The sequence below is a fragment of the Wenzhouxiangella sediminis genome, assembly GCF_003410055.1.
Lineage (GTDB): Bacteria > Pseudomonadota > Gammaproteobacteria > Xanthomonadales > Wenzhouxiangellaceae > Wenzhouxiangella > Wenzhouxiangella sediminis.
Genome location: NZ_QUZK01000024.1, coordinates 1 through 12,604, shown reverse-complemented (window position 1 = coordinate 12,604; position 12,604 = coordinate 1). Strand labels below are relative to the sequence as shown.

The 12,604-nt window shown below is 59.4% G+C and carries 13 protein-coding genes and 1 pseudogene; 1 reads left to right on the top strand and 13 read right to left on the bottom strand.

Features of this window, described 5'->3' with window-relative positions:
* Positions 1 to 13: 13 nt before the first annotated feature.
* On the top strand, positions 14 to 121 hold the full coding sequence (locus tag DZC52_RS15955) for a DUF2797 domain-containing protein (RefSeq protein ID WP_425451383.1): 108 nt from the start codon (positions 14 to 16) through the stop codon (positions 119 to 121).
* A gap of 376 nt (positions 122 to 497) precedes the next feature.
* Here DZC52_RS15955 and DZC52_RS05895 read toward each other — a convergent pair whose 3' ends face one another.
* From DZC52_RS05895 to DZC52_RS05840, 13 genes and pseudogenes are all read right to left on the bottom strand, one after another.
* Positions 498 to 1,016, bottom strand: a complete 519-nt coding sequence (locus DZC52_RS05895) for a hypothetical protein (protein ID WP_147307623.1) — start codon at positions 1,014 to 1,016, stop codon at positions 498 to 500.
* Positions 1,017 to 1,102: 86 nt separating this feature from the next.
* Positions 1,103 to 1,690, bottom strand: coding sequence for a hypothetical protein (locus DZC52_RS05890; RefSeq protein WP_147307622.1), 588 nt, complete (start codon positions 1,688 to 1,690; stop codon positions 1,103 to 1,105).
* A gap of 141 nt (positions 1,691 to 1,831) precedes the next feature.
* Positions 1,832 to 3,259, bottom strand: a complete 1,428-nt coding sequence (locus DZC52_RS05885; protein WP_220338281.1) for an amidohydrolase family protein — start codon at positions 3,257 to 3,259, stop codon at positions 1,832 to 1,834.
* A gap of 32 nt (positions 3,260 to 3,291) precedes the next feature.
* Positions 3,292 to 4,701 (bottom strand): serine hydrolase, encoded by a 1,410-nt coding sequence (locus tag DZC52_RS05880; RefSeq protein ID WP_181918802.1) that lies wholly within the window; start codon positions 4,699 to 4,701, stop codon positions 3,292 to 3,294.
* On the bottom strand, positions 4,698 to 5,141 hold the full coding sequence (locus DZC52_RS05875; RefSeq protein ID WP_220338280.1) for an ester cyclase: 444 nt from the start codon (positions 5,139 to 5,141) through the stop codon (positions 4,698 to 4,700). Before DZC52_RS05875 ends, DZC52_RS05880 begins: the two co-directional genes overlap by 4 nt.
* Positions 5,138 to 5,995: an NmrA family NAD(P)-binding protein gene (locus DZC52_RS05870; protein ID WP_116650197.1), complete on the bottom strand. Its 858-nt coding sequence runs from the start codon at positions 5,993 to 5,995 to the stop codon at positions 5,138 to 5,140. The genes DZC52_RS05875 and DZC52_RS05870 overlap by 4 nt, the downstream gene beginning before the upstream one ends.
* A gap of 102 nt (positions 5,996 to 6,097) precedes the next feature.
* Positions 6,098 to 7,117 (bottom strand): AraC family transcriptional regulator, encoded by a 1,020-nt coding sequence (locus DZC52_RS05865; protein ID WP_116650196.1) that lies wholly within the window; start codon positions 7,115 to 7,117, stop codon positions 6,098 to 6,100.
* Between the two features lie 287 nt (positions 7,118 to 7,404).
* Entirely contained in the window at positions 7,405 to 7,641 is a 237-nt protein-coding gene (locus DZC52_RS15370) for a hypothetical protein (RefSeq protein WP_147307621.1), read from the bottom strand.
* A gap of 7 nt (positions 7,642 to 7,648) precedes the next feature.
* On the bottom strand, positions 7,649 to 8,377 hold the full coding sequence (locus tag DZC52_RS05860; RefSeq protein WP_245960773.1) for a hypothetical protein: 729 nt from the start codon (positions 8,375 to 8,377) through the stop codon (positions 7,649 to 7,651).
* Positions 8,378 to 8,408: 31 nt separating this feature from the next.
* Positions 8,409 to 8,843, bottom strand: a pseudogene (locus DZC52_RS15950) (sigma-70 family RNA polymerase sigma factor); the annotation flags it as partial.
* An 87-nt stretch (positions 8,844 to 8,930) separates the two neighbouring features.
* Positions 8,931 to 9,212 carry a hypothetical protein gene (locus DZC52_RS05850; RefSeq protein ID WP_116650194.1) on the bottom strand — a complete coding sequence of 94 codons (282 nt, stop codon included), beginning with the start codon at positions 9,210 to 9,212 and terminating at the stop codon, positions 8,931 to 8,933.
* A gap of 494 nt (positions 9,213 to 9,706) precedes the next feature.
* Positions 9,707 to 10,630 (bottom strand): tetratricopeptide repeat protein, encoded by a 924-nt coding sequence (locus DZC52_RS05845; RefSeq protein WP_116650193.1) that lies wholly within the window; start codon positions 10,628 to 10,630, stop codon positions 9,707 to 9,709.
* A 117-nt stretch (positions 10,631 to 10,747) separates the two neighbouring features.
* Entirely contained in the window at positions 10,748 to 12,058 is a 1,311-nt protein-coding gene (locus tag DZC52_RS05840; RefSeq protein WP_181918801.1) for a choice-of-anchor Q domain-containing protein, read from the bottom strand.
* Between the last annotated feature and the right edge of the window lie 546 nt (positions 12,059 to 12,604).

Genomic DNA, 12,604 nt, shown 5'->3' with positions numbered 1-12,604 from the left:
CAAACAGCCGCAAATCGAAGGCCGCCTCGCCGGCATCAAGGGGCAGTACCTGATCTTCGACGACAATCGAGTGCTGAATATTCGCAAACACAACGGGTATCGGATTGTAATGGAGGCGTGATCCTCCGCAAGAACCTGGTAGCGAAAACCCGTGATAACCCGGAGCTTCAGGTGTCGCGGTCATTCTGGCAATTCACGGTGTCTTGGTTTTTTCTCTGGCTTTTTTACACCTGGGGCGAGCTGATGGCAACCGCGATCGCGAAAAAACCACCGACGACTTTTTTCATGGGCATATTTACCAGTATGAAGGGCGGCGCTGATTGGAACAAAATATGGCGGAGTCGTCAATCACGCTGTACGCGATGGAGTCGCGGCCGTTCACGAGGTACGGAAATGATCGAGAACGGATACCGGCGGCCCACTGAGCCCCTCTCCAGGCCGGGATATCCTTGGGCCTCCTGGTTCCTGCCTGAATCATCTGTCATGCAGTCTCGCTTTCACCTGCGAAAGATTGTCCAGACCTTTCGCCATACCCTGGACTCCCATGCCATCAACTTGGCAACCCAGGCTGGAACCCCCTCTTCTTCCGCCTTTTGCTGTATGGCTGCATCGCTTTCGCTATTGCTCCCTGAGCGAAACGCCAACTTGAATATTTCAACGCCAATCCGGATTTCAATGGCGACGAGAACAGCCAACCCGATATAGCGGAGAAAGCCCACTTCGCTTAGGATTGCATGATTTTCGTCAGGCACGATGTGCCCCGCAGCCCAGATACCCAGACATGCCATGGCAAGGCACCTAACAAGAGCCCTTTTACCCGTGCCCCGATAACAGATCAGGTACAGGAGCGGCAAAAGGATGGCCAAGTCAAACAGGACACCAAATTCCTTGAGTTGCGGTGACCGCCAGCCGTCCAATACAAGCACGGATGCATCAAAAACGCATACCGCAACTGCCACTGGCCAAAACCAATGGCTTTTCAAGAATGAGCTTTTGGCTAAGCTGACTTCGTTCATGCTTGGCTCCTGCATATCGTCTGCGCTAAGCGGCGCGCCCTTGGAGCGGATCGCCGCCTTTAGAAGGGTGCCCCGGCTTTCCTCACTCAGAAGATCTCGACGACAACCGGCTCTCTTTCTTCTGGGGGGAGCACAATCCGTTTCATTTCGCCGTCGGTATCACGTACTGAGCCGATCGCGAACCTCAGTCGCCAGGACCCTCTTCCGAATCGAGCCTTGGACAGCTGAAGTTCGCGGCCTTCGGACGCCCGGAAATTCTGGCGCGGGCCGTCATCCGTCTCCCGCGTTCCGTTCCAGGACACTGCATTTGACCACCAGCCCTGAACTTTCCACCAACGATCGCTTGCCGCGCTCGTTGGAACCTCTTCGGGGTGATCGACCCGCCACTCACCGAGTTGCGCGGAGACATGCAGGTTGACCGGGTCGGCCAAGCCCGGCGAATCCACCTCAAGATCGAGCGTGCCGTAGCTGTCGTCCGGAAGCGTGTAGCACAGCCACACGTAATCAGCGTCCTGGAAGAAAAGCACGGAGATAATCTCGCTCTCAGCGACGACACGGGCACCAAGATCTGGATACTCGTCGCACCGGCCATCCAGCAGGGGATATTGGGCCGCGCCGACCTGGGTTGCGGCGAGAAGTCCGGCCAGTCCGAGCAATAGAAAATTCAGGTTCAAGTCACACCTCCAATGAAGAGGGCCGTAGCAGCCTAACGGTTTGCAGGATTGCCGTGGTTATCAGTCGAATAAGTACTTGAAAACGTGGGTTGCAGCCTCAGCGCCCTATTCACTTCAAGAACCATCACCTGCTCAGGGAGTTCATCGCGCGCGAAGCGAGGAGCGCTCGATCACCGCGCCATGCAAAATTACGAACTCGATTTCTTGCCAGGCGGCGACGTCCTCTAAGGGATTGTCGTTCAACAGCACAAGATTGGCCGCGAAGCCCGTCGCGACACGTCCATAAGTGCTGTCCACGCCAAATTGCTCGGCGATGGTCAGCGTGCCAGAGCGGAGTATGTCTGCCGGGCTCATCCCGGCTTCGGCCATGGCTTCCATCTCATAAAGCGTGCACAGGCCAGGCTGGTTGACGGCGGTCGGGCTGCCGGGGCAATCGCTGGCGAGCATGATTGGGTGATCCTGACCATGAACATAGCCAAGCGCCTGATGTCCGCGCTGCACGCCGAACCCGAAAATGTCGGCGATCTCGTCTCGCGGCATTTCGGCGGGAAAGTCGGACGCCAGCTCATCGGCGAACCAGTCCGCACCGCCTGCGCGATAAAACGCCATCAAAGGAGCCGGGGTGACAGGAGCCAGATCCGGGTTATCCAGCGCGCCAGGCCGCACATGATCCGCCAACCCCGCCATCACCCTCAAGGTTGGCATATAGCCCGCCCCGCTCTCGATCACCCGGTCCAGCGTCTCCACAACGGGCGGCTCGCCATCCGGCCATTGCCAATTCCACAGACCGTGAGCCATGACGCCAACGCCGTGGTCAAGTGCGATCTGATACATATCGATGGCGTTCGCATGAACCAGAACAGGCATGGAGCGTGCCTCCGCCTCGGCGACGATGGCGTCCAGGGTCCCATCGCTCATCAGCGGCCATTCGCTGGCCGCGCCGAAACCGTCTTCAAGGTAGATCTTCACACAGACCGCACCGTCCGCCTGGATTCGCGCGATCACCGAAGCCGCTTCTGCGGCGGTGTCGACGGCATAGGGATAGACAGCGTGGGCCCGTTCGCCCTCGCGCTGGTTCAGCGGATAGCCGTCATGGGGGCCTGGAATCTCACCACAGCGCAAGAGGTCAGGATGCTGAGGCTGATCGGTGAAGGCCTCCCACCCGGTCAGCGGCGCAGGGTCCAGAACCTGCGTGACGCCATGATAGAGCAGGCTGCGGGGCTGCTGCGCCAGGTAGACGGCCACCAGTTCAGGATACTCGCTGGCGGGCGGCAAACCGGCCGCGCCCATACCCGGCACAAAGGACACATGGTGATGGCTGTCCGTCAATCCTGGAGCCAGATAGCGCCCCTTGCCCTCCAGCACCGCCTCTCCCTCCGACACGATCAAGGGGCTGGCTCCGATTTCGACGATGCGGCCATCAATGATGCGCACCGCCTGCCCAGGGACTGCCACTGCCAGCTCAGGGCTTACGATACTGACGTTCTGGATCACCAGGCTATCCGACGCAGCTGCCGCTTGAGCGGCGAAAAGTCCGGCCAGTCCGAGCAATAGAAAGTTCAGGTTCAATTCGCACCTCCAATGAAGAGAGCCGGAACGGCCTATCGGTTTACAGGATAGCCGTAGTTATCAGTCGAATAGTCGCTTGAAAACGTGGGTTGCAGCCTGAGCGCCAGTGAAAAGGTCTCCCGGGCTTGCCTGGCATCGCCCGACCGGAAGCGTGCATAGGCCAGGCTGTCATAGGCCTGGGGCGCATCCGGAAACAACTCGACGAGCGTTCCGAAGATATTGAACGCGTCATGCCATTTCTCATCGTTGACCAGTGACATGCCCAGTTCATTCAGCGTCCGCCCCACGAAGCGGTCATAGCCTGCAGACTCATACCTCGCCACAAACCCGGCCGTGAAGGCATCCGCGCCCATTTCGACGTACTGCTCCCACGCGTAAACGACGGGCGGAAGCCGTATGGGTTCATAGGTGCCCGTCTGGATGTACGAGTAGATTCTCCCCGAGATCTCTTCAGCAACCAGCCCGTCTGTATTTGCCAGGACGATTACCTGGTAGTCATTGGCGAGATCGAGTTCGACCGCAGAACTGACGCCCGCACCACCGCCGAATGAGGACCAGTATTGACCGTGGATTGCAAAATACTCGGCGACTACGGGGTTGGCGTGAGAAAGCAGCACATCTCCGTAAAACAGGGCTCGATAGAAAGTCAGCACGTCTGCTACCGTCGACTCGATACCACCGTCTGGACTGTGGTGTTCGGTGACACCGACGAGAACCTGCTCCTTGTCATAATTGAATGTGTAGCGCAACGACTGGTTGGGAGCGCTCGCCCGGTAGGGATAGACGGAGTCGTGAAGCTTCAGGGGATCGAAAATATTCTTCCGCAACAGATCGGAGAACGATTCGCCGGTGGCCTTCTCCAGTATCGCGCCGAGGACCACATAGCCGTAATTCGAATAGCGATGGTCCGTTCCCGGCTCGAACAGCAGCGGAGCGTCGCGCAGAAGTGCGATTTTTTCGTCGATCGTCCTGAACGCCAGCGGGTTCTCCCGGTACGCGGATGGGAAGGCACCCGTAAACCCCGACTGGTGATTGAGCAAATGACGCACTGTCACCTTCTTTGCCACGTCGGCGGGAAACCCGAGGTCGAATGAATGGAGGCTGTCGTCCATGCCGATCGCCCCTCGCTCGACTTGCTGGAGGACCAGTACGGCCGTGAAATTCTTCATGATCGAACCGAGGTTGTACCTGGTTTCGAGCCGGTTCGGTACCGCGGCTTTCCGGTCCGCAAACCCCACGGATTCCGTGTAGATCGGCTTGCCCTCCTTGGCCAATAGCACCGATCCCGAAAACCAGCCCAGCTCGTGATAGGAACGCACTATCTCGTGCGCTTCGGCAACGATGCGCTGGCTGTCCTGGACGGGATCGACCGATCGTGGAGCATCCGCGATTACCGGCCCGGGGATAGCGATCAGTGCCAATGTCAATATTGCGGTTTTCATCGTTCTGGAAGTGAAACTACGCCGAGCTGACGAAACATACCAAGCAGGTCCAGGATTTCCCATTCCTCGATGATCTTCCCGTCCTCAAGACGACTGAGCACCATTCCGTGCACTCTCAGCAGCTTACCCGTGGCGGGAATCCCCAGAAGATCGCTGGAATGTGTGCCGGTCAGCCTTATGGAAGTCACGACCTTGTCTCCCGACACCACCAGGTCGTCGATCACCACGTTCAGATCAGGCAGGCCACCACGGTAGTCGTCGAAGAGCGCCTTCAGGCCATCCCGCCCGCGCAACTCTCCGTCTGGAGTCAGATGGCGATAGTCCCGATGCACCAGATCCGACATGGCAGAATCGTCGTCGTTGTTTAACACCTCGTCTACGAATCGACGAACGATCATTTCGTTGGGGACGGCCTGTGAGGCCGGTGTAGAGCTGGTCATGCGACTTTCCTCCAGACACCGCTTGCCGCGGACGCCCGCGCAAAATCCGTGAAGTCTCGTGGAGGACGCCCAAGCGCGCGCTGCACACCATCCGTCAGGTGTGAATTGCGGCCGTCCATGACCGTTGAGAACAGGTAGTCCAGCATCCACACCACGTCTTTCGGTGCACCGGATTCTGCAACGCCTGTGATGAACGCATCATGGGGAATCGGCACGTAGGCAATGTCCTCGCCGGTTGCCTGCGATAGCTCGGCGGCGATTTCAGAGAGGGTCAGCATTCGGGGCCCGGTCACCTCATAGATCTCGCCCGCATGGCCGGGTTCGGTAAGCGCGGCCACTGCCACCTCGGCAATATCGTCCGCATCGACGTACGGCTCCGGCGTATCGACGTCCGGCAGCGTGATCTGTCCCGACTGGACCATTTCGAGGAATGCGCCCTCGGAAAAGTTCTGATTGAACCAGCTGGCACGGACGACGGTCCAGTCGATGCCGCTGTCCTGCACGATCCGTTCGCAGGCCTGGGCCTCTTCCTCGCCGCGACCGGAGAGCAGAACCAGGCGTTCGAGACCGTGGCGGCGGGCCTTGTCGACAAACGCCCGGATGGAATCGCTCGCTCCCGGCATCGCCAGGTCCGGCGAATAGCTGATGTACGCCGCTTTTACGCCATCGAGGCACTCGTCCCAGTTTGCCTCGTTGCTCCAGTCGAATGCCGGAACAACGGAGCGTGATCCGATTCGGGTCGGAATGCCCCTTGCTTCCAGCAGTGTCGCGATTCTATGGCCGGTCTTTCCCGTACCACCCAGGACGAGGACCAGGCCTTCCTGAGGCGCATTCGTGATCGAATTCAGGTTCATGATTTGTTCCCGTTGATTCAGGTTGCGGGCAAATCATCTCCTGATCAGGCGGGTCATTCTTGATGGCGTGCGCCGGCTTTTTGACTCAGCGCGCCAATTGGACTAGTCGTCGGTCGCATCGTGGACAGCGAGGCGGTACGAACGCGGTGTTTGCCCCGCCCAGCGCTTGAACGCACGATTGAAAGCGCTTTGCTCCGAGAATCCGGTCAGAAAGGCGACCTCGGCGAGCGGGTAGGCCGTGTCTCTCAACAGGCGCTCTGCCAGTTCCCGTCGCGATTCGTCAACGAGCGTTGTGAATGAGTTCCCCCTGTTCGAGAGACGTCTCTGCAAGGTGCGACCGCTGATCGCGAAACAGGACGCTACTTCCGAAATTTGCGGGGTGCCCTGGCTAAGCAATTGCGCAATCTGGTTGCGCACGCGCCGTTCGAAGGACGAACCCTCTTCGAACCGGGACAACTCCGTATCCAGTTGTGTGTCAAAGAATTTGACGATATCCGGGTCGCCCAGTTTGTTCGGCGTCTCCACCATTTGGCGCGAAACCAGCAGGGCGTCCCTGTCCGCGCCAAAGTGAACGGCGCATCCGAAGTGATTCTCGTGGACGTGTGGCGTCTTCGGCGCATCGTGCTTGAAAAAAACCGCTTCAGCCTGAAACGTCCTGGACGAGACTTCTTGACTGATCGCGACGATACTTGCGATCGTCGCCTCGTTGGACAACCTGAGCCCCGCATTCGAACGGTCACCGTCGCGGCGCAACTCCATATAGACGCCGTCGTTGTCTTCCCGGACGTGGTAGGTCGAGACACTCGAAAGTACGCGAGCGTAGCGTTCGGCTCTCCTGAATGAACCCCGCAGATCCAACGCGGACTTCCATGCAAGCCCGAATGCCCCGTATTCCGCACAACGCATCGATGCGCCCGTGCGCAGCGGCAATAGCGTTCCGTTCGGGTGGCTTCGGGCGACCCTTTCGAAGAAGGCGTAGTAATCAGTGTCCGCGACCATCATCCTTGGGTCCACGGGGGCATCAGGATCGATGCCAATGGACTCCAGCAACTCGCGCTTGTCTTGCTCATGGTGAGCCTGGTCAATGACCTTGTAAACAAATAGCGAGGTGATCTGGCCCATGCCGGATTTGTATCATGGATTGACACAGCTCGGCGACCTGAGGGAATCCAGCTCCATCGATCTGATCCGCTGGACCGGGTTCCAGGCCCATCTCGAAGGACGCCGCAAGCTGTCTGCCACCGAGGTGGCCTCGCTCCGCGGGGATTCTGACGCGTCACCACCCGGCACAAAGGTTACTCCGTCAGGCGTTTCGTGGGTGTCCTGGATTTTGGGCCCTGGATTTTGCTGGTTTCGGCTACCAAGTCACCATCCGAAAATGGCATGACCAGGTTGTGCAAGGCAAGGCGCTACGAACGAGAGTCGTGGGTGTCCTGGCTTTTGCCACTGCGAGCTTCAAGCGCACGGTGGATTCTACGAAAGACCAGGTAGCCGCCTTCGGCCAGGCCGATCGTCAGCAAAATCATGCCCAGATAGTGCTTGAATGTATGGACATCCTCCGGGCGGATGAGCACGGTATTCATCAGACCGACAGTGATAAAGAGCGCAATTCGTGCGCTTGTCCAGGAAATGATCGAGTACTGCATATCGCGACTAGCTCCTTCCAATAATGAAGTAGAACAGCACCGCCAAGCCGGAGAGCACGAGGATCAGGAGCATGAGAAAAAGGCGATTAGACCCGGAACGGTGCGCGCTGATGCGGTCTGCATCGAGCTCTTCGCCTTCCAGCTCGCTGAGATTGGCTGTGATGTAGCGGCGTTGACGTTGGCTGATACCCCTCAGCGGAAAGAAAGACAAAGCGAAACTGAGCAGCGTTCCGCTGCCGAAGACCATGAAGTCCTGGTGATCGAACTGGGGGAATCCGGCGTATTTCCAGAGGAAAAACAGCATCGTGCCCGTGACGAAGAGCAGGGGCCCGGTCATGGACTGAACCAGCGTGGCCATCAGGGCGTGGCGCTCGTAGAAATCGACCAACTTTCGATGAACATCAACCGTCGTCGAGCTGCCGAGATTCAGACGAGGAATGGCGGCGATGACCCTTAGCTGAGCGACCAAGCCGACGGCACAGGCGGACCAGACGACAAGAAACGGAACTATCGCCTCTCGCGCATTGCTGGAAACCAGAAACGCCAGAATCAATGTCGCCAGAATGGCGACTTTCAGTGCAAAGTCAAACCAGGCATTTCTCAGGAGCCCGGACCCCAGCGTTCCAGAGCTGGAGCGCAGGAACAGCGACAACCGCCTGTCGCCCAGGGGTTCCGGCGCGCTCTGATCGTGGCCCTTCCACCACTGCTTGAAGTCGTCCAGGTCTCTGTCCGCCATCCTGACTCCGTTCGACGGTCTCAGCGAGCTTCGTCTTGATTCTTGAAAGCTTGACGCCAACGTTCTTTTCGGACAGGCCGAGACTCGCCCCGATCTCCCGGTAGGTGAGATCGTCGAGCCACAGTAGAACAATGGCACGATCTACAGCATTGAGGGCCCGGATCGCACTGTACATCTTCGCGATCTTGTCCGGACGATCCGAATCGGCAGGCGGTGCTGGAAACAAGTCGAGATCCCCTGCCTCCATGAACTGCATGGGAGCGGGCTTGCGCACCCGAGTCAGTGCCGTATTCAGGGCCACTCGATACATCCAGGTCGAAAATCGGGAGTCTCCGCTGAATGATGGGTATGACCGCCAGAGCTGCAGCACGATATCCTGATGCAGATCTTCTCGGTCTGCGTGCGATTGGGCGTACACCGAGCAGACCTTGTGCAGGATTCCGATGTTGTCTCGGATCCTGGCCATGAAATCTCGCCGATCAGCTTGAGAGCCTGCCATGAGGCATTCTATTCAACGAACTTGCGAGGTGGGATTGACTTGAATCAACCGCTTTCAACGCACAAGGACGATGATGGATCCGAATGCAACAATGCCTATCAGCACGGCAATACTCAGGAAAAGTCTCTTTCGTCGACCGGGTCGCTCTTGAATCGGTTGTTCGGCGAGAGCGATTCCCAGCGTTAGCCCGATCGGGACCGAAGCCGCAATCGCGACGACGACTTGCTCGGTCAGCGCGAATATCGCGATTGCGAACACAAATCCGATGATGGCGCCAATCAAGTACCCCATCTCCCGGCTTGGCGCGGGGATCTTCTGGCTAGAGTCTGCTTTCATGGTGTAGTTCTCCAGGATTTCTCTGTCTTCTACAACATTAGTTGCAGCAGCGCCCGATTCACTACACTCGGAGTAAAAAATCAGGACTCCGTAAACTCGGAAACCCAGCGGAAATCCGGAGCACTCGGAAATCCGGAAGGAAATCCGGAACACCCACAGTCTGTAGGACTTTTCCTACCGCCCGACGCGGCATTCTTGCGATTTCCCGTGCCCGAGCGGGTGGCAGGAGCATGCCATGGCTTATCCACGCAGCCAACTGGTCAGCGCCGAGGAGCCCGGCTTCTCCCATTGTGTGAGCCGGTACGTGCGGCGGTCATACTTGTGCGGCATAAACGAGCGCTCTGGCAAGCACTTCGATAACCGGCATCAGCATAGGCAATGGAGTAGTTGCGCCTTGCGCGAGAAGCGCAAGAAGCGAATGCCGAATGGCGTCATGCACGGATGAAGGGCGTGTCTGGGGAGTTCGCCCTGAACCCGCCGATCGCATCAGCAGGTCAGAGCGCCTGCAGCGCCTCCCGCGCTGGCTCAAAATCGGGATTGAACTCCAGCGCCTTTTCGAAAGCCTCTCGCGCGGCCTCCGTGTCACCGCCCAGGCTCTCGATCATGCCCAGACGCCACCAGGCAGGCGCCAGTGGAACGGCCAGGTCTTCATCCGCTGCTCTCATTTCGATATAGCGCGTCATTGCCGCCCGGCCTTCGACCAGGTTCTCACCTGATAACGCCGCTGTTCGGCCAAGCTGGTAAACCACCATCGGATCCGTCTCTGGGCGGCCGGCATACGATTCAAGCACTTCGAATGCCTTGGCATACTGCTCCAGCTCCTGATAGCCAATACCCAGGGGCACAACGAGCGAGTCCCAGTCCGGATGCTCCGAAAGCGCGGCCTCGAGCAACGCAACCGCGTCTTCCGTCTCGTCGTCTGCCAGGCGATTCTGCGCAAGCACCCTCACTCCACGCTCTGCATCGTGCTCGCGGATGAACTCGGCTTGTTCGTCCGCCTCGCCCATGTCACCCCCCGCGATCCAGGGCGCACCGGCGAGAAAGCCGGCCAGGGATTCGCGCGCGTCCAGGTTCATGGGATCGATGTCGACCGCCTTGCGCAGACGCTTCCTGCCTCTGCGCGCGTCCCCCAGGGAGGACTCCATTCCGGCGCGCATCAGATAGATTTCCCCCAACATCCGCTGCAGTTCCGAATTCGGCGGCATCCGTTCGGCGGCGGCCTCAAGGTGATCGATGCTTTCATCAACTGTTTCCGACGCATAGGTCATACGCCCCAGCGTGAGGTGAGCCTTCCCGCAATCGGGTTCCGCCTCGAGCACCTGTGCGACAGCCTGTCTGTCCAGGTCGTCCACATTCCCGTCGATCCCCGGCAGCTGGGCACAACTTAGGCCCGCAGCCAACGCGGCTTCGATAATCATTGAAACTCCCTTATCTTGTCAATAAAGCCTGTCGGCCAAGAGCCTGGAATTGTGACACAGGAGAAATCGTGGATGCCCTAGATTCTCCGCTGTTCCGGCATAAACACTCGATCCGGCTCAGCCCTCAGCCTGAAACCGATCCTTGAAAACCTCCTGCAGCTCCTGGGGCGTCAGCTCCACCGCACCCAGGTCGCATGACACACCCGAAGGTCTCGGCTGGCCGCGCTGGTCATTGGCGAAAATGCAGCTTGCCGCATCGACTGCCGCGCCGTTGGCGCCGGGAAGCAGAACGGTTCCGAACGCCGGCGAGCTTTGCGGCGGCCCGAGCATGGGGTCGCCGGAAACGGCTTCGTAGCAATTGTTCGGGCAGCTACCTTGCACAACGGAGTTCGTCACGGTCATCCGGAGCGGGTCATTCCTGAACTGGAAACCGGCCGGGCCGGACGTCGCGGTATTACCCCAGATGATCATGCGATTGAACACGCCGCCGCGTGCCAGCGTCTCGCTGTTGAAGTTCTGGATCGAAATCGCGCCGCCGCCCGATTCGGCGTGGTTGCCGGACACCGTCACATTGGTCAGATAGGGCTCGGCACCGCTGGTTTCAGGGATGGTGCCGCCGGTTTCGCCCGACACGTAGGTGGCGATCGCACCGCCGAAGCCCGATGTCGAGTTGCCAAAGAACGTTGTATTGGTGATCTCGGGGGCCGCAAAAGCCCCACTCGCACGCAGGGACAGGCCGCCACCTTCGTCACCGGCCTCGTTTCCACGAAAAGTCGCGCGGCTGATCGAGCCCGTCAACACACTGCCGCTGCTCGCCCGAAGAAACAGCCCACCGCCACTGGACACGGCGCGATTGCCGATGAAGCGAACGTTCACCAGGTCGGGATTGGCCACGCCCGAGGTGAGCACGACAACGGCCAAGCCGCCGCCGGCGTCCGAGGACCGGTTGCCCTGAAAGATTACCCGGCTCATACGGAAACTGCAGACGGGACCCGCAAACAAAACCACGGATGGCGGATAGCACTGGAAGCCCCCGCCAGGTTGGAAATTGACGGTCGTTCCCGCGGTGACCGTGAGGCCGTCGATCAGCGTATCCGGGCCCGCCGGCGAAGCCACACCACCGAAGACCGCACGGAGCACGTGGGTCGTATTCGAACCCACGATATCGCTGAAATGCGCCGTCACGCCGCGCGAATCAACCGTATCGTTGTCGTCGATATCGCCGGACAACACCGTGACGTGGGCGGCCGGATCACGCTGGTCCACGTCCGTCTCGTCGCCCGAGAAGCCGCCGTAGAGGCGCACTGGCCGGACCAGCTCGAAACTCGTGGCCCGCTCCGCCGGCGTCACGTTCTGCGCATCGGCTGGTACGACCGGCTTGTAGACCCCTTCGGCGATCCAGACTTCATCGCAGTCGGCATTCGTCATGGCCGACTGCAAGTCGACGTAGGCATCCGCCCAGGAGGTGCCGCCGTTGGCACCGCCCGCATCGACGTCGACGTAACAGACGGCGAAAGCCAGCGAACTCAGCAGCCACGCAAGTACGGCAAGCATCAGTCTTGTGAACATGGTTCAGCCCACCGGGCCGGGAAGCCCGTGCGACAGGTTCTCCGAGACTACCCGCGCCGCCCACGAAAACGCAATTGGACTAGAAATCGTGAGTGTGCTGATTTGCCCCCTCAAGAAGCTTCGAGAACAGCCGATACCCTGGCAGCGGCTTCATGCGCAACACTTCGCCCGGAGCCGACGGCGCCGGGCGGCTCCTCACGGGCAATCCCGGGCCAGGCACCTAGATCCAGAAATTTTTGGGCGATTTCCCACCCCACTAGCCTCCCCATCAGCAGATCCAGACGTGCCACCACCTGGGACAAGCGCCTTTCGGTCAGGAATTTCGTGGGTGTCCTGGTTTTTCATCCCGACAAGCGCGGGAAGCTGTCTGGGGCCGAGGAAGAACCGCCCGAGGGCCTCTGGAGC

Bases quoted from the DNA above. Each gene is read 5' to 3' on its own strand.
- DZC52_RS05895 (WP_147307623.1), bottom strand. From the start codon at position 1,016: ATGAACGAAGTCAGCTTAGCCAAAAGCTCATTCTTGAAAAGCCATTGG.
- DZC52_RS05870 (WP_116650197.1), bottom strand. From the start codon at position 5,995: ATGAACCTGAATTCGATCACGAATGCGCCTCAGGAAGGCCTGGTCCTC.
- DZC52_RS05865 (WP_116650196.1), bottom strand. From the start codon at position 7,117: ATGGGCCAGATCACCTCGCTATTTGTTTACAAGGTCATTGACCAGGCT.
- DZC52_RS05840 (WP_181918801.1), bottom strand. From the start codon at position 12,058: ATGACGAATGCCGACTGCGATGAAGTCTGGATCGCCGAAGGGGTCTAC.
- DZC52_RS05880 (WP_181918802.1), bottom strand. From the start codon at position 4,701: ATGAAAACCGCAATATTGACATTGGCACTGATCGCTATCCCCGGGCCG.
- DZC52_RS15370 (WP_147307621.1), bottom strand. From the start codon at position 7,641: ATGCAGTACTCGATCATTTCCTGGACAAGCGCACGAATTGCGCTCTTT.
- DZC52_RS05845 (WP_116650193.1), bottom strand. From the start codon at position 10,630: ATGATTATCGAAGCCGCGTTGGCTGCGGGCCTAAGTTGTGCCCAGCTG.
- DZC52_RS05875 (WP_220338280.1), bottom strand. From the start codon at position 5,141: ATGACCAGCTCTACACCGGCCTCACAGGCCGTCCCCAACGAAATGATC.
- DZC52_RS05860 (WP_245960773.1), bottom strand. From the start codon at position 8,377: ATGGCGGACAGAGACCTGGACGACTTCAAGCAGTGGTGGAAGGGCCAC.
- DZC52_RS05850 (WP_116650194.1), bottom strand. From the start codon at position 9,212: ATGAAAGCAGACTCTAGCCAGAAGATCCCCGCGCCAAGCCGGGAGATG.